Genomic DNA, 23,785 nt, shown 5'->3' with positions numbered 1-23,785 from the left:
TCGTCTCTTAAACATGCACCTGAACAGTTGGAATGGCCGCCGGAAAAGGACGAGCGGCGGTCATGGAATGTCTGTCATCGGGTGCGTGAAACGGAACTGAAATTTTAGACCTGATTTTTGACTTTTTAGGAACTTTATTTATATGACCAGCGCAGAACTCAGAAAAGCGTTTTTAGACTTTTTTGTAAAGCAAGGCCATACCGCCGTGCATTCCAGCCCTGTGGTGCCCGGCAACGATCCGACATTGTTATTCACCAATGCCGGGATGGTGCAGTTTAAAGAAACCTTTTTAGGCCAGGAGCCCCGTGATTACTCTCGTGCGACCAGCGTGCAACGCTGTATTCGGGCCGGGGGCAAGCACAACGATTTGGAAAACGTTGGCTACACGGCGCGCCACCATACCTTTTTTGAAATGCTGGGGAACTTCAGTTTCGGCGATTATTTCAAGCGTGAAGCCATTCAATATGCCTGGCAATTCCTGACGGAAGAGTTGGGGTTGCCGGAAGACAAGCTCTGGGTCACAGTGTTTGAAGAAGACCAGGAAGCCGAAGACATCTGGTTGAAAGACATGGGCGTCAGTGCCGAGCGCTTTTCGCGTTGCGGCGCTAAAGATAATTTCTGGTCGATGGGAGACACCGGGCCATGCGGGCCTTGTTCGGAAATTTTCTATGACCATGGCCCGGACGTCGCCGGTGGGCCTCCTGGGTCGCCGGATGAAGATGGCGATCGTTACATCGAAATCTGGAACCTGGTGTTCATGCAATTCGACCGTTCCGAAGACGGCACTTTGACGCCGTTACCGAAACCGTCGGTCGATACCGGTATGGGCTTGGAGCGTTTGGCGGCGGTGATGCAAAATGTACATAACAACTACGACATCGATCTGTTCCAGGCGATTGTCTCCAAAGCCGCCGAACTGACCGGTGAAAAAGACCTGGCCAACAGTTCCTTGCGTGTGATTGCCGACCATATCCGTTCTTGTGTCTTTATGATTGTCGATGGTGTGCTGCCGTCCAATGAAGGTCGCGGTTATGTGTTGCGCCGTATTATCCGTCGCGCGATTCGCCACGGTTACAAACTGGGCCAAAAAGACGTTTTCTTCTATCGTTTGGTACCGACCTTGGTCAAACAGATGGGGGAAGCCTATCCGGAATTGGTGAAAGAACAGGCCAACGTTGAGCGTGCCTTGAAACTGGAAGAGGAGCGCTTTGCCGAAACTCTGGAAAACGGCATGAAAATCCTGGAAGACGATATTGCGCAATTGAACGGTAAGGTCATCAGTGGCTCAACGGCGTTTAAATTGTATGACACCTATGGTTTTCCGCTCGATTTGACGGCCGATGTGGCGCGTGAACGGGGGTTGTCCGTGGATGAGGCCGGTTTTGAAAAAGAAATGGAAGCGCAGCGCGCTCGTGCCCGTTCCGCCAGCAATTTTGCCTCACAAGGTCAGCATAAAGTCGATTACAACGAACCGACTCACTTTGCCGGCTACGATCAGGACGAAGCCAATGCCAAGGTGATGGCGATTTTTACTGGGCAGAAGTCAGTAGAACGTTTGGAGGAAGGGCAGGAAGGCATTGTCATTCTGGATGCCACACCGTTTTATGCTGAATCCGGCGGACAGGTCGGTGACCAGGGCAGCTTGACCGAAGGTATGAACAGTTTCCACGTCGACACTTGTCAAAAGCAAGGCGGGACCTTCCTGCACATCGGTAAAGTGACCGCTGGAGCGATCAGTGTCGGCCAAACGATTTGTGCTCATATCAATACCAAAGCGCGTCGTGCCTCTGAACGCAACCACTCGGCCACGCATTTGTTGCACGCCGCCTTGCGCCAAGTATTGGGTACGCATGTTGGCCAAAAAGGATCTTTGGTGCAACCGGAAAGATTGCGTTTTGACTTCTCGCATTTTGAACCGATTTCGGCGGAACAGCTGTTGGAAATAGAACGTTTGGTGAACCATAACATTATGTTGAACGCCGATGTGCAGATGGAAGAAATGGACATCGAATCGGCCAAAGCGAAAGGTGCTATGGCCTTGTTCGGCGAAAAATACGGTGATGTGGTTCGTGTCGTTGATATGGGCGATTTCTCCATCGAACTGTGTGGTGGAACACACGTCAACTCGACGGGAGAGATTGGGCCTTTCCGTATCACCTCAGAAAGCGGCATCGCCTCCGGCGTCCGTCGTATTGAGGCGGTGACCGGCGAAGCGGCTTGGCAGACCATTTATGATACCGAGCAGGTGTTGCTGGATATTGCTGGGCGCTTGAAAACCGATAAGGCGCAAGTGGACGCTAAAGTGACGCAGTTGGTAAACGACCAGAAAGAACTGGAAAAACAGTTGAAGCAACTGCAGTCTAAAATGGCCTCTTCACAAGGCGACGATTTGGCAAGTGCGGTCGAGAAAGTGGGTGAGGTCAATGTCCTGGCCGCTCAACTCGAAGGGGCCGACGTGAATACCTTGCGTGAAACGTTGGATAAATTGAAGGATAAGCTGGAACCGGCCACCATCGTTTTGGCCGCTGTGGACGGCGAAAAAGTCAGCTTGGTGGCCGGGGTGAGCAAAGCTTTGACGTCACAATGGAAAGCGGGCGAACTGGTAAACCACGTCGCGCAACAAGTGGGCGGTAAAGGCGGTGGGCGTCCGGATATGGCGCAGGCCGGCGGTAAAGATCCGAGCAAATTAAAGGAGGCCTTGGCTTCCGTAAAAGAGTGGGTAGCGAGCAAAGCTTAACCCGAATACTTCATAAATTTGTGCCGAGATTGCGCTGAATCTTTGTTTTCACAAGACAATTTTCGAAGAAGTGTCTTATCGACGATTACGACCGACTGAGAAAATATGGGGTGTGGAATCAAAGAGCCAGCAAGGTCAGTGAAAATTTGTGAAATATTCGGGTTTATTTCGGCCAGGCTTGGTCGAAAACGGCAAAGGCGCCGTTACCCTTGGTTTCAAACAAATCCTATCCGAATCGTTCGATAAGCGATCGAAACCTCAAGATTAACCGCACATGGGCGTTTTGCCCTGTGCGGTTTTTTGACTTGAGGCGAGTCGATTTACGGCGGCAAGGTGGGCAGAACATGGTTTCGTTAAGAAGGCAAAATCATACATGGCATTAATTGTTCAAAAATATGGCGGGACGTCGGTCGGGAATGTCGAACGTATCCAGAATGTCGCGAAAAAGGTCGCGAAATTCGTGGATGAAGGGCATCAGGTCGTTGTTGCGGTCTCCGCTATGAGTGGTGAAACAAACCGGCTGACCGCGCTGGCACATGAAATTCAAGAGCAGCCTTCCCGCCGGGAAATGGACGTGTTGCTGACAACGGGCGAGCAGGTCACGATTGCGCTGCTGAGTATGGCGTTACAGCAAAATGGTTACGCCGCTGTTTCCTATACCGGCTGGCAAGTGCCGATTATGACTAACGATATTCACTCCAAGGCGCGTATCGAGGAAATCGATTCCGATAAGATTAAGTCGCAACTGAATCAAGGTAAGGTCGTTGTAGTCGCCGGGTTCCAAGGCGTGACACCAGAAGGGGATATTACCACGCTGGGACGCGGCGGTTCCGATACCACGGCTGTGGCCTTAGCGGCGGCTTTGCAAGCGGATGAATGTCAGATTTACACTGATGTGGACGGCGTTTACACCACCGACCCGCGCGTGGTACCGGAAGCCAAACGTTTGGATGTGGTGACCTTCGATGAGATGTTGGAACTCGCCAGTTTAGGTGCCAAGGTATTGCAGATTCGCTCGGTGGAATTCGCCAGCAAATACAAAGTGCCGTTGCGCGTCTTGTCGTCTATGAAAGAAGGGGGTGGGACGCTTCTCATCTCGGAAGAAGATTTTGAGGATTTAGATATGGAAAAACCTTTGATATCCGGCATTGCCTTCAGCCGTGATGAAGCAAAATTGATGGTGTTAGGGGTGCCGGACAAGCCGGGTGTAGCCTTCCAGATTTTGGGGCCAATTTCCGATGCCAATATTGAAATCGACATGATTATTCAAAACCAGAGTGTCGATGGCACCACTGATTTCACCTTTACGGTGGCACGTGGTGATTTGCATGCCGCGAAAAAGGTTTTAGAACAGCATGCGATGGCGCTGGGAGCCCGTGAGGTCATATCCGACGATACCATTGTTAAAATTTCCATGGTTGGCGTGGGGATGAAATCACACTCCGGTATCGCAAGTACGATGTTCAAAACGCTAGCGGACCATGATATTAATATCCAAATGATTGGAACCACCGAAATCAAGATTTCCGTGGTGATTGGAGAAGAGCATTTGGAGGAAGCGGTTCAATCCTTGCACGAAGCCTTTGAGTTGGATAAATAAACGCAGCGATTAGTAGCAAAGCCCGGTTTATCCGGGTTTTTTATTGCCTGAAATAAGTAAACCTTATTAGTTAGTCTTAATGATAGTGATAAGAAATATAAATAGAATTTGGGGTGCAATAAGTTTAAACTATAGCCTTTGAGAAATGCATAACAAAGGAATTGAATCATGCTGGTATTGACACGACGTGTTGGAGAAACGCTCATGATTGGCGACAACATCAAGTTGACCGTAGTCGGCTTGAAAAGTGGTCAGGTACGCTTGGGAATTGAAGCGCCAAAGGAGGTGCAAATTCAGCGAGAAGAACTGTTGATCAAAGAAAAAGAAGCTCAAGACGTCCAGCAAGACGCGACCCTAATTGTCGAAGACAAGATCGCTGCGGCGAAGTAATGGCAAGGCATTTAAAAAATTGACGCCAAACCGCCAAACGCTGTTTACAAGCACCCTAAATCAGGGTATCATACGCGCCACAAACTACAGGATTAAAGCTCTTTTAATCCGAACCATTACGGTGAAATGGCCGAGAGGCTGAAGGCGCTCCCCTGCTAAGGGAGTATAGGGTTTATCCCCTATCGAGGGTTCGAATCCCTCTTTCACCGCCATTTTTCTTTATTTAAATTCCTTTTAGACGCTTTATTTTCGGTCCATACATCTGTATCTGGTGGTGTCGCTACGCTGTTAAGCGATGGAAATTTGATTACGTCCGCTCGACTTGGCATGGTAAAGAGCCTGGTCGGCTTTATGCCAAAATGTTTCCAGTTCGCCTTCGGCTAAGGCAATGCCGATGCTGGCGGTGATGGAGAATTCGGTCCGGCTATTCGGGCATTGAATAACCGAATTCTGGATGTCTTTTAAAATTTTCTGTGCAACGCTTTCTGCTTCGTCCAAATTTGTATCCACCAACAATATCGCGAATTCTTCGCCCCCGAGACGAGCGACGATGTCATGTTTTCGTCGGTTCGCTGAAATGATCTTCGCCAAGTTGATTAAAGCGGCGTCACCGGCTGGGTGGCCGTAATTGTCGTTGATGCGTTTGAAGTTATCGATGTCGAGCATTAGAAAACTGCAGGGCGAGCCATTTCGGCGCGTTTGGCTGAGCACATAGGCCGATTTTTCCAGTAGTCCACGGCGGTTTTTGACTTGTGTGAGTTGATCAATGACGGTCAGTTCTTCTAACTGTCGGTTGGTTTTTTTCAGCTCAAGCGATAACTTATGAAACTTGATAATGACCAGGCCTGCAATCAATAAAAGTATGGCGCTGGCCAACGCGATTTTAAGCGCCAAGGTGTAGTCAGTTTTTTGATGTTCTTTGAATAGGAAGCCGTCCAAATCGGTGTCGGCGGCGGTCATGTTCAGTTGACGGTAGCTGTCGGCGATAAACTGCCAACGGCCCGGGTTCATGTGGCCGATTTGAACCAGCTCGGGCATGATGAGCTTTTTGAGGGTTTGAGCTTCAAATTGCAGGTGCTCAAGTGCCTTTTGCGGAGCGTATTTTTGATGGATGAGTTGGATGGTTTCGTCAATGTTTTTTAGGGCATATTCCCAACCCTGTAAAGTGGCGTTAATAAAGTGGCTGACCTGTTCCGGGTTGTTTTCCACTTTTTGTTCGCTGGTAATGAGCACGTCGCTGTAAAAATTGATGCCGTAGTCTCTGGGGTTGATGATGTTGTATTCGACGCCTTTTTGTTTGAGGTAGTAGGGCTCGTTGGAGATGTAGCCATCGTAGGCGTCGGCTTTGCCGTCAATGAGATCTTCGATGCGGTAGCTGGTGTTTTGGATGTTGAGTTTTTCTGTGCGGATGCCTTCGCTTTCGAGCATGGTTAATAGTTCGGCGCTTTCCGGCGGCGGCATGATGAGCAGCTTGCGCCCGGCCATATCATGTGGGCTGCGGATATGTGAGGATTTTAAAGTAATCCACACAATTGGCGAGGTTTGCATAATGGCGGCCAAAGCCACCACTGGTTTGCCTTCCATTCGGTCAATGACGACGCCGGAACCGGTGATGGCGTAATCGACTTTGCCGCTTAAGACATCATCAATCGGTTTTAGGGCGTGCGGCCCGCCGGCAATCAATTCGACATTCAAGCCCTGTTCGGCGTAATAGCCTTTTTCCAATGCGATATAGTAGCCGGCGAACTGAAACTGGTGCAGCCAGCGTAGTTGCACTTTAACCGTTTCGGAAGCAAAAATTGAAGCGCTTAACGTCATCAAAAGGAAAAAAGAGAACAAGCGCTTAAAGGAAGGCAGATTCATTTTTTTTGGTCTTCGTTTACAGGATTTGTTTATATCGCTGGCTTTTAATACTAGAGTAATTTGTAAGGTAATACAAAATTTATTTCATCGGGTTGTGTTTCAACTTTGGTTAGATGGTGATTTGAAGACATAAAAAAACCGGGATGGTCCCGGTTTTTTTAGTGGAAGTGATGAATGACTTAGAAGTCGTACATCAAGGTTAACATTGTTTCGGTATCGTCTTTTTTCTTGCCAGCGGCGGGGTTGTCGTTGTGACGGTATTGGTAGTTGAGTTTCAGGTTAAGGTTACCGTTCAGTTTAACTTTCAACCCGGTGTTGCTTTCATATTTGGTCTGCTTTTCACCGGTGAATACCGTCAGGTTCTGTAAGAAGCGAACATTATCGTTAAAGCCGTATTCGAAGTTCCCGTAAAGCTTTCCAATTACTTGCGAAAAGTCTTTTTCGCCACTGTCTTTGGTGTAATCCTGGGTTTGGTTACCGATACCGGCTTCACCCGTTAGAACCAAGTCCTTTTCTTTAATGAAGTTGTAACCCAAACCGACCAGAGTGTAGGTGTTGAGGTCAATGTCTTCGAAACGGTTGTTTTCCGCACGGAATTGTCCGAAACCGTAGGCTTTTTGGTAGTCGGAAAAATACAGGTTTCCTTGCAGGTCTCCCACATAACGTTCTTCGGTGCGGTTGCCGTCTTCTTTTTTATTGGAGGCGTCGATTTTGCCTTTCAGCTTGTACATCTCCTGAGTGTAATCCAGCTTCAAGGAAGCGTAAATGGCTTGTGTATTGGTGTTGCCGGAGGTTTCGGAATAACCGGCTTCACCGGAACCGTGCAGGCCCTTGTCGGTCTTCGCTTCAGCGGCCATGACCTGGCTGCTGGCAAACAGTGATGAAAGGGTTAGGAGTGCGAGGGTTTGTCTTGTCATTTTTTACTACCTTTAATACTTTTAATGCTTAATTCTTAGATGAAATCGTTATTTGGAGTCGGTTTCTTGAGAATGCAGGTGTACATCCATTTGCGGATAAGGGATGCCGATACCGGCTTCGTCGAAGGCGTGTTTGACCTTTTCGTTCATACCCCATTTCAAGCCCCAATAGTCGCCGGATTGAACCCAAGGACGCACCACGAAGTTGATGCTGGAGTCGGCCAGCTCGGAGACGGCGATGGTCGGAGCCGGGTCTTGCAAGACGCGTTCGTCGGATTCGACCAAATCCGTCAGAATTTGTTTGGCTTGCTTAATGTCGTCGTCGTAACCAATGCCGAACACCATATCAACACGGCGGGTTTCACGGGCCGAGTAGTTGGTGATGGTGCCTTTATAGATATTGCCATTCGGAATAATGACTTCACGGTTGTCGCCGGTGCGGAAAGTGGAGCTGAAAATGCCTACGCTTTCGACGACACCCGAAGTGCCGGCGGCTTCCACGAAATTGCCGACTTTGAATGGTTTGAATAAAATCAGCATGACACCGGAAGCAAAGTTTTGCAAAGAGTCCTTCAAGGCCAGGCCGATGGCCAAACCGGCGGCACCGATTAAGGCGACCAAAGAGGTGGTGTCGATACCTAATTGGCTCAAGGTGGCAATGATGATGAACAGTAGCAGGACGGCGTTTAGAATCGACATGATGAAATTAATCAGCATGTCATCCATTTTGCCGCGTTTGAGTAGACGTTGAACAATACCGGAAATCAGTTTAGAGGCCCAGCGTCCGACAATGAAGATAATCAATGCCAGAACGATATTTGTACCCCATTCAATGCCATAGGTTTCCCATAGGCTTTTTAAGTCAATGCTTGAGAAGTCCATAAATTTGCTTCCTGATAAAAATGAATCTTGTTTTTATAAAAGTGCAACGGGCGCTATTTTAAAAGAATCGTGACGGTTTTTGGTTGAAATTGACCAGGCCTGGTCAATTTCTCGGTTTGTTTATTTGACGGCTTTGTATTTGGGGAGTTGTTGTTCGACCAAGTCAAAATGCATCGGGTAAATATCCGGCAGTCCGTTTCGATATTGGATAGGACGTTCGCCTTTGATGAGGGGTAACAAATAATCAATGGCGGCGGGGGTGATGTCCATACCATCTTCGGTGAGGAACTCGTCCGGGACGCATTTTTCCAAATCGGCGACTTCAAATAAGTCGACGTTTTTGTAACGCCACACCAGGGGTTGGGTGTCGATGACTTCAATTACCGGCAAGACGCCGTGTTGTCCATCCAGCGCAGCTTGTACAGCTGCTTTGCCGGCTCGGTAAGCCATTTCCCAGTCGGTTTGCGACACTTGGTGACTGGCGGAACGCTGCAAATAATCGGGTACGGCACTGTGGGTTTTGCAATTGAAGGTGTTGGCTACCAGGCCGGATAAGGTGTGGGCCACACCGCCCAGTTGGGTGTAATCGTTGTTGTGAGTGTGTTCAACGTTTTCGATGGATATGTAATGGCCGTCCGGATCCATCAGTCCTTCGGAAACGATGCAAACGCAGTAGCCTTTGCTGTCGATCAGGTGCTGGACACGTTCCAGGAATTTGTTGCGTTCGAAAGGGCGTTCAGCGGGCAGAATCAGTAAGGGGACGTCCGGCATGGCGGTTTTGATGAGTCCGCCGGCGATGGTCAACCAGCCGACATTACGGCCCATGGCTTCCAATGCAAAAAATTTGGTGGACGTATTATGCATTGAAAACAGGTCCATCGTTGCTTCCAGTAAGCTGGTGGCAATGTATTTGGCCGCACTGCCGAACCCTGGACTGCAATGCGACAATGCGAGGTCGTTGTCGATGGTTTTTGCTACACCAATGCATGTGACCGGATGACCGTGGGCTGAACAGTAATCGGCCACTTTTTGCGCCGTGACCATGGAACCATTGCCGCCGTTGTAAAAAAAGTAGCCGATGTCGTAGGTTCGGAACACTTCCAGCACCCGTTGGTATTGCCCCGGGTTTTCATCAATGCTGTCGAGGTCGAAGCGACAAGCCTGAAAAGCGGCCCCGGGTTGGGTTTTTAGACGGTCCAAAGTGTCTTCGCTGAAGCGCGAAGCATCGGTCAATCGCTCTTCCAATACGCCGACGATGCCGTTGATGGCGGCATAGACTTTACCGAATTTTTCCGGGTGACGTTTCGCCATTTCGATGACACCTGCGGCACTGGCGTTAATGACGGCCGTAACCCCGCCGGCTTGTGCGTAAATGACATTTCTCGGGTGCGACATAGACTGCGATCCTTTCACATTTTTGATATGAAATGATTATAAGAGATATAGTGCAATTTATGGGATGAAAGTTTTTTGAATGAGGCGGTTATCCTCAACGGCTAAGCCACCTTTGCCGTTTAAAAAGTCGGTAAATGGCTGACCAAATAAGGCGTGACGCCACCCGGAAAGCGTGTTGTCCGGATGGCGAATCAGGTGGAGCAAATCAGTTTTTCCGGCAATATTCGGTGGGTTAATGTGGTAATCCTGAGCCACTTGTTGCAATAACGCAAAACCGATATTGATGAAAATATCTTCTTGGGGCGTAGCTGGAGCCGGTTTGCTGGCCGCTTCGGGCCAGGCGTCCGGATTGGCAAACACCTCATCGATGATTTCAATCCATTCGTCACCAAAGTTTTTCACCGAAGACGATTTGATGTTCGGCACTTTATACAGAGCTTCGCGTGCTTTCGGTGGGCGTTTGGCAATGGCGACGAGCGCATCGTCGGACAGCACCCAACGTTTGGGTTTGTTATGATTGATGGCGTAAAGTTCCCGCCATTCGGCTAAACGACAAGCAATGGCTTTGTTCTTACGAGGCAGTTTTTGTATGGGTTTAATTTTTTCACCGGCGTTTTCAGGCGCGAGACGGTAGAGGTCTTCATTCAGTAGGGCATCAAAATCTTCCGAAAGCGCGGCTTGTTGTGATTCGGTCAGTTTGTCTTGGTAGCGTTCATATAAAGGGGCCAAATATCGTACGTCGTTGATGGCATATTCCAGCTGTTTGTCGGTCAACGGGCGGCGGCTCCAATCGGTTCGAGTTTGGTCTTTTTCCAGCTCGGTACCCAGTTCGGCTTTAATGACTCTCGCCAACCCCGCCAGGTCTCCATGACCAAGAAAAACCCCGGCAATTTGAGTGTCGTAAATCGCCACCGGCATGCGGCCGGAAACTTGATACAATACCTCAATGTCTTGACGGGCGGAGTGGAACACCTTTTGGATGTTTGGATTTTCCAGTAATCGCCACAAGGGGTCCAAAGTTTCAATGACCATCGGATCGATAATGGCGGCATGCCCTGAACGGCTTTGAATCTGAATCAAACACAGTTTGGGAAAATAGGTATCGGTACGCACGAATTCGGTATCGATGGCGAACCAGTTGTCGGCTTGAATCAGGTCGCAGAAAGCCGCTAAGTCCGCTTGAGTATCAATAAATGTATAGGTCATAAAATCAGTTTAAGAGGTTGTTTGTCGTTCGGCAAGCAAAAGCATTGCTTTTTCAGAAATCTTCAATAAGATAACCAAATGCCGCAAAGATTGTTAAAAAATTTACTCCTACAGCCGTTAAACGGTTTAGGAATGCAGTCTTTCAGGTTGGCATTTGACAGGGAGTGTACTTGAAAGTTCATATTTTAGGTATTGCCGGAACCTTTATGGGAGGAATTGCCCAACTGGCAAAAAGCATGGGGTTCAATGTTTCCGGGTCGGATCAAGCCATTTACCCGCCGATGAGCACGCAATTGGAACAAGCCGGCATTGATGTTTCCAATTACGATGACAATTTTCTCGCCCGCGAGCCGGAAACGGTGGTCATCGGAAACGCCTTGAGTCGAGGTCACCCTGCGGTGGAACAAACGCTCAATGCTCAGCAGTTCTATACGTCCGGTCCGCAATGGTTGGCGGAAAATATTCTGAAAGATCGTTGGGTGGTCGCGGTGGCGGGTACACACGGTAAAACCACCACCGCTTCAATGGTCGCCTGGATATTGGAAGAGGCCGGTTTGTCGCCTGGGTTTTTAATTGGTGGTGTGCCGGAAAATTTTGGGGTATCCGCTCGGTTGGGGAAGGCACCGTTTTTTGTCGTCGAAGCGGATGAATACGATACGGCGTTTTTCGATAAGCGTTCAAAATTCGTTCATTATCATCCGAGAACCTGCGTGCTGAATAATCTGGAGTTTGATCACGCCGATATTTTCGATAATCTGGCGGCCATTCAGAAACAGTTTCACCATCTGGTGCGAACCGTGCCGGGGAATGGCATGATTATCCACCCCAAGGCCGAGGTGGCGATTGATGATGTTCTGGCACAAGGGTGCTGGACACCACTGGAATCGCAGGGCGAAAGCGGCTCTCAAGCCGATTGGTATTTTGAATTGACAGAAGCCGACGGGTCGGTGTTCGAAGTGTTTTTCCAAGGTGAATCCTGCGGAAAAGTCGGTTGGGGGATGACCGGGTTGCATAATGTGCGTAATGGCTTGAGTGCGATTGCCGCCGCTCGTCATTGCGGTGTGCCGGTGACCGACTGCGTGCAAGCTTTGAGCCGTTTTAAAGGTGTGCGCCGCCGCATGACTCGCTTAGGCGAGGCCGATGGGGTGTTGATTTACGATGATTTTGCCCATCATCCCACGGCCATTGCCACCACGCTCGACGGCGCACGGGCGCAAATGCAAGCCGATGGTCAGGCGGGCCGCTTGATTGCGGTATTTGAACCGCGTTCCAATACCATGCGAATGGGGATTCACCGCTCGACCTTGCCAAAAGCCTTTTCGCAAGCGGATGCCGTTTATGCCTTTATTGACCCGGCCTGGCAATGGCGATTGGAAACCGACGCCTTTGAATGCCCGGTAACGGTTGAGGAATCTTATGATGCCTTATTGGCACGGTTGGTGGCGGAACTTGACCCCGGCGACCGAGTTGTGGTGATGAGTAATGGCAGTTTCGGCGGCCTTCATCACCGTTTGTTGGAGATGTTATCGGAGCGTGCCGAAGCCTAAAACAGGGACGTTTTATTGGCTTCGGGTCATGGGTTAACTTTACGGGAAGATATATATGAATCACCAAATCGTCGCACGAAAAGCGATAGAACACCTCACTAAGAATAATATCGAACCGTCACCGGTCACGTTCAGTATTTGGTTTTTGTATTATTTGGGCGAAAATAAAGCATTAATTGCCCGCATGAAATCCTTTCTATCGACCGGGCAGCCCATTTCCGATGCGTCTTACGAAAAACTCTATGAAGTGTATGTCTTGAAAGAACATTTCCGAGAAAGCCTCGGACTGAATCGCAATACCACGCAAATCATCGATAAAGCCAATGACCTGAAGAAAAAGATTTACGATTTTGTCGAAAGTGTGCGTTCGCATCAGGACACTCTGGGGGATATGCGCGAAAGCCTGACCATTGCCGAAACGCGGGAAGCGATTGAGATTATTCTTTCAGAAGCGGTGATGGAGTTAAAGACGGTTGAATCCAGTTCGTTGGAAACGACTTTATGGATGCAGAAAAACGTTCAGTCACTGGAGAACGTCCAAAACGAAGTCATTGAAATCGAACAAAACATGAGTCGCGACTTCCTGACGGGGTTGCCGGACAAAAGTTATTTCAAAAAAACATTGGGAGAATTTCTCAAAGAGTCCATGTCGGGTGTTATTTCCAAGCGCCACTTCATTGTTTTCGACATCAAGAATCTGGATTCGTATAACGAAGCATTTTCCTGGCTACTGGGTGACAGTATCATTCGATTGGTGGTGAAAATCATTCAGTCGGAAACGGAAGAAACCTGGCAAATGATGCGATTGCAGGAAGATGAATTTGCTGTTTTCCCGCCACCGTCTTTCCCAATTCATCAAATTCCGGATTACATTGAAAAAATCCGTAAGGTGGTTAGCAGCAAAAAGCTGGTGGTGAAAGACAAACAACAGGAAATCAAAAACATTGAATTGAACGCCGTGATCGTCAAGGTCGCGGTGTACGACGATATCGAAACCATCGATCGTAAAGTTTCCACCGGTTTAGCGAAGGTCACCGATGGCAAACACGGTTCCGTGGTAAAGATTGAAGAGTGATTTGAGCCATGTGGGCGTTACTGGAAATGGGTTTATTGTTGGTTCTTGTCTTGGTGATTGTTTGGGCAGTGGTGCCGCGCCGTAAGAAATAACGAAAAAATAACCTGTTTCAACGAACTTGGGATAAATCGAATTCCGATGCCTGCAGCGCCAGGCCTGGCCGATAATGCTGTAATAGGACATTTGACCAGGCCTGGGCATCTTCCGGCAACCCTTCCGATAAATAGGCTTTCACTTGGCGCAGGACGTTTTCTTTGAAAGTGTCCGAAGCCCCCACGCCACCACTGAGATTATCCGCACTGAAAACAAACGGGAATCCCGCAGAAGCGGAAAAAATCCATTCCAAGGCCTGCGGCTTGATTTCCACCCGCTCAAATTCGGCTTGTTGCTCGGCTGTCCGCCCATCCGGCTGATACCAATAGCCGAAATCCTCCAATAAACGTCGTTCCGGCCCGGCAATGCACCAATGGGCAATTTCATGCAAAGCCGATGCAAAGAAACCGTGCGCGAAAATAATGCGATGGTGTGGGTGCGTCTGATCCGCTGGGCGATAAATCGGTTCAGGCTCGCAGCATACCAGCTTGGTATTCCGGAGCGGAATAAAGGAGGCGTTGAAGAGTTCGATTAGGGTTTCTGCTTGAAAACTCGATGACATTTCGGATGAGGATGGTCGTATTTTGGATGTGTGTGGAGCGCCAACGGAAGCGTTGACGCGCCTTGGTAAGTCAGGTTACAGCGTCGCCATTACCTTGCGAGCGGCCTCGATGGTGGCTTGGATGTCGGCTTCGGTATGCGCACTGGAAACGAATCCAGCCTCGAATGCGGACGGTGCCAAATAAATGCCTTCGTCCAGCATGCCGTGGTAAAAACGTTTGAAGCGTTCCATATCGCCTTTGGCAACCTGAGCGTAGCGTCGGATGTTTTTTTCTTCGGTGAAGAATAAACCGAACATGGCGCCGACCTGATTGGTGGTAAAGGGAATGCCGGCGTCATCGGCGGCTTGTTGCAAACCTTCCGTTAACTGCTTGGTTTTGGCTTCAAGCGATTCGAAAAAACCGTCTTTGCTGATCAGGTGCAGGGTTTTCAGACCGGCCGACATCGCAATCGGGTTTCCGGAAAGTGTCCCGGCTTGATACACAGGCCCCAACGGAGCGATGTGTTCCATGACTTCGCGTTTGCCACCAAAGGCGCCGACCGGCATGCCGCCACCGATTACTTTGCCGAAAGTGGTTAAATCCGGGGTGATGCCGTAGCGGCCTTGTGCACCGGTTAAACCGACACGGAATCCACACATGACCTCGTCGAAAATTAACACCGCACCCGATTCGTCGCAAACGTCACGCAAGGTTTGTAGGAAACCGTCTTCCGGCGGAATGCAGTTCATATTCCCGGCCACCGGTTCAACGATAATGCAGGCGATTTGATCGCCGATTTCACTGAAAACGCGGCGGACTTCATCGGAGTCGTTGTGGGTCAACGTCAGGGTTTCTTCCGCCAGGCAGGCGGGCACACCTGGAGAGGATGGCACACCTAGTGTGAGGGCACCGGAACCGGCTTTGACCAATAAAGAGTCGGAATGGCCATGGTAGCAACCCTCGAATTTGACGATTTTATCGCGGCCGGTGTAACCACGGGCCAAACGAATCGCGGTCATGGTGGCTTCGGTGCCTGAGCTGACCATGCGCACCATGTCGAAGGATGGAATCAAATCGCAAACCAGGTCGGCAATGGTGGTTTCCAGTTCTGTGGGCGCGCCGAACGACAAGCCTTTTTCGGCCTGTTTTTGAACGGCTTCAATCACTTCCGGGTGAGTATGCCCTAAAATCGCCGGCCCCCAGGAAGCCACGTAATCGATATATTGCTTACCGTCTACATCCGTTAGATAGGCCCCTTTTGCCGATTCGAAGAAAACCGGTTCGCCACCGACCCCTTTAAACGCTCGGACAGGCGAGTTGACGCCCCCCGGAATGTGAGTTTGTGCGGCTTGAAAAAGGGCGTGTGAATGTGACATAGAATCGGTTCCTATCAGTTGATTGTGGCGGGTGAAAACCGGAAATCTGAATTACAGATCCGGTGTCATTTGTCGAATGCGTTCGGTGACCAGTTTGAAATCGACCTCACCGACTTTTTGGTAAACGATGTTTCCGTTCGGGGCAATCAAAAAATTGGTTGGGGTCAGCAAGACTTCGCCAAATGCTTTTGACATTTGGCCGTCAGTGTCGCGAACAAAAGAGAAAGGGTAAGGGTTCTTTTCGATGAATTTGGCGACTTGTTCCGCCGGGTCGTACGACATGGCAATGGCAACGATCTCGAACTTATCCCCGAACTTTTCTTTCATTTGGGCCAGGTGCGGCATCTCGGCAATACAGCCAGGGCAGGTGGTCGCCCAAAAACTGACCAATACCGGTTTGAGCGGTTTGCTGAGTTGGAGTGTTTCACCCTGCGCGGTTTTGACGGTGATGTCCGGCGCTTTGCCCAACCCGTCGGAGAAGACGGTGAGGTAGAGCAATACGCCAATGAGAATCACGACGAGAAGACCGAAAAGTTTGCTACCGATGTTGTTCATGGCTGTCTCTTACTGTTAAACAGTTTGTGGGTGGATTAAGGGCGTTTAATGGTTTCAACACCATTTGACGTGCCGCACAGGAAGATGTCCGCATTGCGTGCCGCGAACAGTCCGTTGGTCACGACACCGACGATGCTATTCAGTTCGGCTTCCATCTCCACCGGGTTAACAATTTCCAACCCGTGGATGTCCAGAATCACGTTACCGTTATCGGTCGTAAAGCCTTCGCGCAAGACCGGTTCACCGCCGAAACGTTTGACGACTTCGCGAGCCACATAGCTGCGCGCCATAGGGATGACTTCAATCGGTAGGGGGAATTGACCAAGTACGTCGACCTTTTTGCTGTCGTCGGCGATGCAGACGAATTGTTTGGCGACTGCCAAGACGATTTTTTCGCGCGTCAATGCGCCGCCGCCGCCTTTAATCAGGTTTAGGTTTGGATCGGCTTCATCGGCACCGTCAATGTAAACCGACAGTTCGTCCACGGCATTCAGTTCCAAAACCGGAATGCCATGACCTTTCAAACGCTCGGACGTCGCTTCGGAGCTGGCCACGGCGCCTTTGATTTTGCCTTTGATTTTAGCCAGTTCATCAATGAAGAAGTTCGCTGTGGAACCGGTTCCAACGCCGATGTACGTATCCGGTACAACATAATCGATGGCGGCTTTAGCCACTTCTTGTTTCAATTCGTCTTGTGTCATTGTATCCATCCTGAATCATAAAAATAAAGATGACAGTATTCTAATCACTTTAAAGAAAAATGTATAGCGTGTGGTGCGCGAAGCCTATGGAGAAAGGGTTGAGCTGAGGAGAGCGGCTTTCAAGCCGAAAACGGCTTGAAAGAAAACGATGCGGTTTTAGTGGTGCGGACTACCGCCCGGGGCATTAAATATAACCGGAGGTGGTTGAACGGCCGGTTTGGTTTCCGATAACTTCGGTGGCAGTTCGCCAGGCTTGCGGTCATAGGATGCAACCACCATACCCACTTGGGTGACGTAATAGTTTTTCGGATAAACGTGTACGACTTTGTAAACCATTGGTCGAATCTGCATGCCTTCTTCTTGAAGAGGTTTGCCAAGCATCATGTACATGCCGCACATGGTGGAGCCATTGACGACGTGTTTTGTCTTCAGGTTTTCATGGTCTTTAACGCTGAGTTGCCCTCGACGGTCCAGTTCTGTGATATAGGCTTGTTTGTCGTCATCGGAAGTCAACCCATTATAGTCGACACACAGTTTCAGTGTTTTCTGGTCTTTGATCGATTGCTTGGCGTCTTCGGCCGCCAGTGACGCTGAAGAAAAGGTCAGGGCGCCAACAATCAATGCATAAAGGGAAAGGTTTTGGCCTGTCATTGTTTTATAACCTGTTTTATTTGAAGTCATTTTGTTCGGGGGATTTTATAGGGATGATTGACAGGTTTTCAAGCCTGAAAGGTGGAAAGAGTATGGAAACCGGTTTTTTACAATGGGGCTGTAAAAAAACCGATAAAGGCTGAATGCAGATCGCTTAATGCGACATCATATGGCCGGAGTGCGACATCACCGATTTGACCGGCACGGAAATCGATTTTTTGCTACCGTCTTTAAAGACCAATGTCATGTCGATGGTTTGGCTGGCTTTAAGCGTGTTTTTCAACCCGATGAGCATGATGTGCAATCCGCCGGGTTTCAGGTGGGCCTGTCCGTCGGCCGGTACTTTGATGGATGGAATTTGACGCATTTTCATGACGCCGTCATCGTGAATGTGGGTGTGCAACTCGACCTTTTTGGCGGCGTTGGATTTTGCGTTGACCAATTCAATGTCGTGATCGCTCATATTGGTGAGCGTCATGAAGCTGCCGGTGGCCATGGCTCCGGGTGGCACTTCGCGAACATACGGTTGTTCGACTTCGATGTCGGCGGCGTTATCGGCAAATGCATTGACGCTGATGAGCGAAAAGGCTGTGGCCAGCAGGGCCAGAGAGGACTTAAGCATGTAAGCTCCTAAGGTTGTGTTTGGTTTAAATAGGTTCGAATGGTTTTCACAAAATCATCCGGGCTGGTGGCGTGTGGCAGTTGTGTCGCCAGCTTGCCGCCGGGCGTGATGACATAGGTAAAGGCCGAGTGGTCAACGGAGTAGTGTTCGTCTTTCGGGTCGTCTTGGTGAATCATGTAAACAACGCCGTAACGGTTGGCTATTTCATCCAGTTCGGTTTTGGTCCCCGTCAGGCCAATAATCCCGCTGTCAAAATAATCGACGTATTGTTTGAGGCGCTCTGGTGTGTCACGCTTCGGGTCGACCGAGATAAACAGGATTTGCAGTTTGGCTTTTTCCTCGTCCGTCAGTTGGCGGTAAGCGACGGCCAAATTGCCGAGGTTCGTCGGACAGATGTCCGGGCAGAAGGTGTAACCAAAGTAGGCTAATACCAGCTTGTCATTGAAGTCGCTAAGCGATACCGGTCCATCTGTGGATTGTAAGGTGAAGTCGCCGCCAACGGGTTTTTCGTTCAGAATCAAGTGAGCGGTGGTTTGTTCCGAGTTGTGTTGGGAAAACGGCCAGGCCAAGATAAACAGACCGATGAGGATGCCCAGTAAAACGGTGAAGAAGATAAATTTTTTCATAATACCTACAAGTCAAAAAAGGAGCCGGAGCTCCTTTGGGTTACGTGATGTTGAAAAGCTTAGAATTTGGCCGTCACTTTCGCCCAGAAGTTACGTCCCGGTTCATTGTATTTATAAACGTTGGAACCTTCGGTAATATCATAGTTCAAGTGGTCATAATAGGCTTGGTCGAACAGATTGTCCACACCGGCTTTGACAATCCAGTGGCGATTGATTTGATAGCCACCGAAGACATCGACTGTGCTCCAGGCCGGGGTGTCGCCGTAGTCAGACGTTGGTGTGTAGTCTTTATCGATATTGGTTTGTTCCAGTGCAAAGTTAAAGCGCCCGCCAAGGTGCCAGTTACTTGGTTGGTAAGTGGCGCGCAATTGCCCGGTCGGAGCTGAAATCATCGCAATATTACGGTTGTCGGTGGTGTTACGACCTTGGGTGATGCTGAACTGACCACCGAAAGTCAAAGCGCTGGTCGCGGCGTAATCGGCTTCCAAGTCCGCCCCGTACAGGTCGGCATCAACATTCACATAAACTTCAGTTTTATCTTTGGCAGAGGTTTTGACGCCGTTGTCATATTGATTAGTTGCCAAATCACGCAAGATATAGTTGTTGACACGGTCATACCAAACAGATGCATTCCACTGCAAGGTGCCGGTTTGTTGGCCGATGCCGAAATCGATTTGATTGTGCTCTTCCGGTTTGATATTTGGGTTACCAATCCATGAAGCTTGTTGTGGCGGGGTTGTGCTCATGTTCATGCCCCATTTCGACATGAAACGTTCGGTGGCGTCGGCCGTACGCATGGTGCGGCTCGCCCCCAGGTACCAGTTGTAACCGGCACCAAATTGGTTTTCAAGACGAATCAGAGCATTGAAATTCCCCTCGCTGGCCGAGTCTTCGCCATCGTAATCCGAATAGGCTTTGGCATAAACATCGTTCGGAACGTTGGCAGGTTTACCGGAGGGCGCGTCGTTTGTTTTATCGGCTTTGGCGTAGACGTCGTCGTAACGAACGCCGACAATTAAGTTGGTGTTGGGTGTAAATTCGGTATTGGTTTCAGCGAAGACACTTTTGGTGGTGTTGGTGACATCCGGCCACATATAGTTCAAAGACGTGTTTGGATTGGCGTAACGGTTCCATAAAGTCGCGTCTTTATTGACGCTTTCATATTGCACCCCGTAATCGACTTGAGTGTTGCCCATGTGGCTGGTCAGTTTGATTTTGGCACCATTGGTTTCCGTTGAGGTCGGTGTTTCGCGTAGCATCATCGGAGATGGTGGGGTGCGCAAATCATAGTTGTTCATGGTGTGATCAACGGTGGAACGGTACAAATCGATGTCCACATCGGTGACGGCTTTGGACAATTGACGACCTTCATATTGCAAACGTAGCATATCGGCTTCTGTTTCCGGCGCATCCATTCCCGCGCCAGGGTAAAGGGCATCTTCGGTACGGCTCTTTTCAGCCGAGAATTTTAAGTGGTGGTGTTCATTCGGTGTCCAGCCCAGATCCACATGGCCTTGGTTGGTATTGTAGCTCGATCTGACGACATCACCGTTGCCGTCTGTATAGTTGTTGGCGTCTTTGCGAGAGCCTTGTAAAACGACATAGCCTTTTTGTCCGACGGCACGAACCGTGGCATCGGCTTCGTAATTCATGACATTGGATTTTCCAACGGAGATTTCACCGGAAATCATTTTATTCGGATCGTATTGCGGTTTATTGCGTTTGAACAGAATCGTACCACCGGAGCCGCCCGCGCCTTGCGTAACGGTTTTCACGCCACGAATAACTTCGACTTCATCAAAGGATGACATTTCGGCGTATGAGGAGGGCGGGTCCATTCGATTCGGACAACCACCCGCGACTTTCGCGCCATCCAACAGTACATTTAATTGTGATTGCATTTGCCCATGAATTTGTGGATCAAGCCCATGACCGCCTTTGCGGGACGCCGTGACACCGTTGATTTCGCGTAGCACCGCACCGGTTTCGCTGTTCCCTGTGTTCAGTAGAGATTCGGTACTGACGGTATCGGATTGCGGGGTGATTTCATCCTGTGCTTCCACGGTGATTTTGTCCAGCTTGGCGGTTTCGGCTGCCATGGCCGTTGGAATGAATGCCGAAGAGGACAGGGCGCTGAGGATAGCGAAATAAAGCGGTGTAGGCTTCATGGTTGGTTCCTTACGTTAAGGTCAGAATCACACTCTAAACGGTGTGTGTCTGACGACAGTTTTTAGATTTATAATTTCGACGTATTGTATGTAAGAATTCGTACCAGACTCTTGAGAAATCTTTGTGTAAGTCTGGCAATAGGATGGTGGAAAAGTTGAGAAAGCATTAACCTTACAAAATTTACGGAAAAGTGTGACAGAGGTGTCTCATGAATCACCAGGCCTGGCCGTTTTTGAATTCCTGACGGGATTTCAAAACGGCGAAGGCTGGCTTTGATATAATCGAGCTTTGTTTTTCGATCGGGCGCAGGCCTGGTCAATATTCGATTTGAACCAACGCTGTAAGGATGCACCATGCCAGAAACCATATTACGCCGTGTTTTGAAAGCGCCCGTTTACGACGTGGCCGAGCAAACGCCTTTGGAGAAGGCGCCGCTGATTTCTCAACGCATGCGCAACAATATTTGGTTGAAGCGTGAAGACTTGCAACCGGTGTTTTCGTTCAAGTTACGGGGTGCCTATAACCGTTTGTACCAACTCACGGATGAAGAAAAAGCCCGTGGGGTGATTGCGGCATCCGCCGGTAACCATGCGCAGGGCGTTGCGTTGTCGGCCACTAAAATGGGCATTAAAGCCACGATTGTAATGCCGCGCACCACGCCGATGATTAAAGTCAATTCGGTTCGGAATTTCGGTGGCGAAGTAGTATTGCACGGTGATGCCTACGATCAGGCGGCCGCCCATGCGGCCAAGCTCTGTGAAGAGAATGGTTATACCTATATCCCCCCTTATGATGATTTGGATGTGATTGCCGGTCAGGGCACGATTGCGCTGGAAATGTTGCGTCAAAGCAAACCGTTCGATGTGATTTTCGTGCCGGTGGGTGGGGGCGGCCTGATCGCCGGTGTGGCCGCGGTGATTAAGCAAGTCGCGCCGGAAACGCGGATTGTCGGTGTGGAGCCGGAAGATGCCGCCTGTATGACTGAAGCTTTGAAAGCCGGTGAACGAGTCAAACTGGATTCGGTGGGCATTTTCGCCGATGGCGTCGCCGTGGCACAGGCCGGTGAAATTCCGTTTCGCATCGCGCAAACTTGTGTGGACGAAATGGTGACTGTCAAAACCGACGAAATCTGCGCCGCCGTGAAGGATATTTTTGAAGACACTCGTGCGATTGCCGAGCCAGCAGGGGCCTTAGCCTTGGCGGGGATGAAAAAGTTCGTCGAGGAAAAAGGCGTGGCCGACAAAGACATGGCTGTCATTGTCAGTGGCGCGAATATGAACTTTGATGGGTTGCGTTATGTTTCCGAGCGAACCGAAATCGGGGAGAAGCGCGAGGCGATTTTTGCGGTGACGATTGACGAACGCCCGGGTAGTTTCAAGCAATTCTGTGAATTGTTGGGTGACCGTCGTGCCATTACCGAATTCAATTACCGTTATTCCGACGCCAATAAGGCGGTGGTGTTTGTCGGTGTTCGCACCGAAGGCGGCCAGGCCGAGAAAGACCAGTTGGTCAAGCAGTTGCAAGCCTGCGATTATCCGTTGGAGGATTTGAGCGACGATGAAATGGCGAAATTGCATTTACGTTATATGGTCGGCGGTCATGCCAAGGGCGTGGATAATGAAATGTTGTATCGCTTCCAGTTTCCGGAGCGCCCGGGAGCGCTGTTGCAGTTCTTGATTAAAATGAGCGAAGAATGGAATATCAGCCTGTTTCATTATCGAAACCACGGCGCGGCTTACGGTCGGGTATTGGTCGGAGTGCAGGTGCCGCCGTCACAAATCGAGCAATTCGAATCCTATTTGCAGAGCCTCGGCTATCGTTTCTTCCCGGAACAGGATAATGTCGGGTATCAGTTGTTTTTGCGGCCGATTGAATAATTCAGATTGAATTGTTTAAGGCCGATGATCGATGGCCGATTTCAAGCGCTCTGTTTGTCTTATATAAAAAACGCCCAAGCCTGGGCGTTTTTTATTTTAAGAGGTCAACGAAACCGGTACAGGTGTTTTTCGGTGACCAGGCCTTCCAGCGGAATGTCCCAGGGTTCACTGGGAATCTGTGTCACTTTCTGACATTCATGCGCCCAGCCAATCAGCTTGGGGCGGGAATGTGATGTCGGTAACCAGCGCTTGAATTGGAAGGTTCGATCGTAAAAGCCGCCGCCCATGCCGGTGCGATGGCCGTGTTCGTCAAAACAGGTGAGGGGCATTAAAACGACATCCAGTTGATTGCCCGTCAAGTGCTGATGGTTCGGTACGTCCGGTTCCAGTATGCCGAATCGGTTTGGCGTCATGAGGGTGTCCGGCGTGTAGCGGGCAAAGGCCATATGGCGACCGCGCAAGGTTTTCAAAACCGGCAGGTAAACGTGATGATGACTTTTCCAAAGTTGGTGGGTCAAACGTTCGGTGCTGAGTTCGCCGTCTTGGGATAAATACACGGCAATGCGTTTTGGGCGTTGTAGCCAGGAACTTCTGAGGAGTCGAGCCGTTGCGAGACGTGCGTGTTCGAATTGTTGTCGAGGCGTTAATTGGTTGCGCTGTTGGCGGCAGGTTTGTCTTAGATTCATGTCAGCCGGTAATCTCGGTTGGATAAAAGCGCGACCTTGACGACGTTGTCAATAAAAAGGGAACGGACTAGGCCATTTATCCCTGAACCGTAAAGTTCAGGTGGCAGCCTCCTCTAAAGACTTAGGCTTCTCGGACATAAGCGAGATGCTCACCGTCTAAAGTTTCTGGCCCCAAGGTCATAGCTATCGGCAGGGGATTTGAACCTAGCCCGTGTGAGTACATTATAACAATTTATAAGGTCATTGATAGGGGATGTCGGGTTTTGTTGATTGGA

General features: G+C 49.7%; 20 protein-coding genes and 1 tRNA gene. 7 read left to right on the top strand and 14 right to left on the bottom strand.

Features of this window, described 5'->3' with window-relative positions; genetic code table 11:
• Nucleotides 1-142: 142 nt before the first annotated feature.
• The 4 genes from alaS (at nt 143) to AC0KH7_RS08240 (ending at nt 4,939) form a co-directional block, all read left to right on the top strand.
• Complete coding sequence (gene alaS, locus AC0KH7_RS08255) at nt 143-2,737, top strand: alanine--tRNA ligase (protein WP_472372432.1); 2,595 nt, start codon at nt 143-145, stop codon at nt 2,735-2,737.
• 373 nt (nt 2,738-3,110) lie between these two features.
• A complete protein-coding gene (locus AC0KH7_RS08250; RefSeq protein WP_472372430.1) occupies nt 3,111-4,337 on the top strand; it encodes an aspartate kinase in 1,227 nt (408 codons plus the stop codon).
• A 168-nt stretch (nt 4,338-4,505) separates the two neighbouring features.
• On the top strand, nt 4,506-4,727 hold the full coding sequence (csrA, locus tag AC0KH7_RS08245; protein ID WP_472372428.1) for a carbon storage regulator CsrA: 222 nt from the start codon (nt 4,506-4,508) through the stop codon (nt 4,725-4,727).
• Between the two features lie 120 nt (nt 4,728-4,847).
• Nucleotides 4,848-4,939: transfer RNA gene (locus AC0KH7_RS08240), tRNA-Ser, on the top strand.
• Nucleotides 4,940-5,015: 76 nt separating this feature from the next.
• Here AC0KH7_RS08240 and AC0KH7_RS08235 read toward each other — a convergent pair.
• From AC0KH7_RS08235 to AC0KH7_RS08215, 5 genes are all read right to left on the bottom strand, one after another.
• The gene (locus AC0KH7_RS08235; RefSeq protein WP_472372426.1) at nt 5,016-6,590 is read right to left on the bottom strand and encodes an ABC transporter substrate-binding protein; all 1,575 of its coding nucleotides are present in this window, start codon (nt 6,588-6,590) and stop codon (nt 5,016-5,018) included.
• A 179-nt stretch (nt 6,591-6,769) separates the two neighbouring features.
• Entirely contained in the window at nt 6,770-7,507 is a 738-nt protein-coding gene (locus tag AC0KH7_RS08230) for a DUF481 domain-containing protein (RefSeq protein WP_472372424.1), read from the bottom strand.
• A gap of 48 nt (nt 7,508-7,555) precedes the next feature.
• Complete coding sequence (locus AC0KH7_RS08225) at nt 7,556-8,389, bottom strand: mechanosensitive ion channel family protein (protein ID WP_472372422.1); 834 nt, start codon at nt 8,387-8,389, stop codon at nt 7,556-7,558.
• Between the two features lie 120 nt (nt 8,390-8,509).
• On the bottom strand, nt 8,510-9,784 hold the full coding sequence (locus tag AC0KH7_RS08220; protein ID WP_472372420.1) for a 6-phosphofructokinase: 1,275 nt from the start codon (nt 9,782-9,784) through the stop codon (nt 8,510-8,512).
• A gap of 57 nt (nt 9,785-9,841) precedes the next feature.
• The gene (locus tag AC0KH7_RS08215) at nt 9,842-10,990 is read right to left on the bottom strand and encodes a ribonuclease D (RefSeq protein ID WP_472372418.1); all 1,149 of its coding nucleotides are present in this window, start codon (nt 10,988-10,990) and stop codon (nt 9,842-9,844) included.
• Between the two features lie 170 nt (nt 10,991-11,160).
• Here AC0KH7_RS08215 and mpl point away from each other — a divergent pair, with 170 nt between their 5' ends.
• Together mpl and AC0KH7_RS08205 are read left to right on the top strand one after the other, a co-directional pair.
• Complete coding sequence (mpl, locus tag AC0KH7_RS08210) at nt 11,161-12,537, top strand: UDP-N-acetylmuramate:L-alanyl-gamma-D-glutamyl-meso-diaminopimelate ligase (RefSeq protein WP_472372416.1); 1,377 nt, start codon at nt 11,161-11,163, stop codon at nt 12,535-12,537.
• 55 nt (nt 12,538-12,592) lie between these two features.
• Complete coding sequence (locus AC0KH7_RS08205) at nt 12,593-13,612, top strand: GGDEF domain-containing protein (RefSeq protein WP_472372414.1); 1,020 nt, start codon at nt 12,593-12,595, stop codon at nt 13,610-13,612.
• Nucleotides 13,613-13,721: 109 nt separating this feature from the next.
• Here AC0KH7_RS08205 and AC0KH7_RS08200 read toward each other — a convergent pair whose 3' ends face one another.
• From AC0KH7_RS08200 to AC0KH7_RS08165, 8 genes are all read right to left on the bottom strand, one after another.
• Entirely contained in the window at nt 13,722-14,267 is a 546-nt protein-coding gene (locus AC0KH7_RS08200; RefSeq protein WP_472372412.1) for an elongation factor P hydroxylase, read from the bottom strand.
• A gap of 75 nt (nt 14,268-14,342) precedes the next feature.
• A complete protein-coding gene (gene hemL / locus AC0KH7_RS08195) occupies nt 14,343-15,623 on the bottom strand; it encodes a glutamate-1-semialdehyde 2,1-aminomutase (protein ID WP_472372410.1) in 1,281 nt (426 codons plus the stop codon).
• Nucleotides 15,624-15,674: 51 nt separating this feature from the next.
• Entirely contained in the window at nt 15,675-16,178 is a 504-nt protein-coding gene (locus tag AC0KH7_RS08190) for a peroxiredoxin family protein (protein ID WP_472372409.1), read from the bottom strand.
• A gap of 35 nt (nt 16,179-16,213) precedes the next feature.
• The gene (rpiA, locus tag AC0KH7_RS08185) at nt 16,214-16,879 is read right to left on the bottom strand and encodes a ribose-5-phosphate isomerase RpiA (RefSeq protein ID WP_472372407.1); all 666 of its coding nucleotides are present in this window, start codon (nt 16,877-16,879) and stop codon (nt 16,214-16,216) included.
• A 156-nt stretch (nt 16,880-17,035) separates the two neighbouring features.
• Entirely contained in the window at nt 17,036-17,530 is a 495-nt protein-coding gene (locus tag AC0KH7_RS08180; RefSeq protein WP_472372406.1) for a hypothetical protein, read from the bottom strand.
• Between the two features lie 154 nt (nt 17,531-17,684).
• Nucleotides 17,685-18,152, bottom strand: a complete 468-nt coding sequence (locus AC0KH7_RS08175; protein ID WP_472372404.1) for a copper chaperone PCu(A)C — start codon at nt 18,150-18,152, stop codon at nt 17,685-17,687.
• A gap of 8 nt (nt 18,153-18,160) precedes the next feature.
• Nucleotides 18,161-18,778, bottom strand: a complete 618-nt coding sequence (locus tag AC0KH7_RS08170; RefSeq protein WP_472372402.1) for an SCO family protein — start codon at nt 18,776-18,778, stop codon at nt 18,161-18,163.
• A 59-nt stretch (nt 18,779-18,837) separates the two neighbouring features.
• The gene (locus AC0KH7_RS08165; RefSeq protein ID WP_472372401.1) at nt 18,838-20,946 is read right to left on the bottom strand and encodes a TonB-dependent receptor domain-containing protein; all 2,109 of its coding nucleotides are present in this window, start codon (nt 20,944-20,946) and stop codon (nt 18,838-18,840) included.
• Nucleotides 20,947-21,300: 354 nt separating this feature from the next.
• Between AC0KH7_RS08165 and ilvA the strand changes: the two genes are divergently transcribed.
• Entirely contained in the window at nt 21,301-22,824 is a 1,524-nt protein-coding gene (ilvA, locus tag AC0KH7_RS08160) for a threonine ammonia-lyase, biosynthetic (protein ID WP_472372399.1), read from the top strand.
• A gap of 104 nt (nt 22,825-22,928) precedes the next feature.
• On the opposite strand, the gene AC0KH7_RS08155 is transcribed toward ilvA, so the two are convergent.
• Nucleotides 22,929-23,510, bottom strand: coding sequence for a 5-formyltetrahydrofolate cyclo-ligase (locus AC0KH7_RS08155; RefSeq protein ID WP_472372397.1), 582 nt, complete (start codon nt 23,508-23,510; stop codon nt 22,929-22,931).
• Between the last annotated feature and the right edge of the window lie 275 nt (nt 23,511-23,785).

The organism is Hydrogenovibrio sp. (assembly GCF_965140365.1).
Lineage (GTDB): Bacteria > Pseudomonadota > Gammaproteobacteria > Thiomicrospirales > Thiomicrospiraceae > Hydrogenovibrio.
This window is presented reverse-complemented; position numbering and strand designations above follow the sequence as displayed.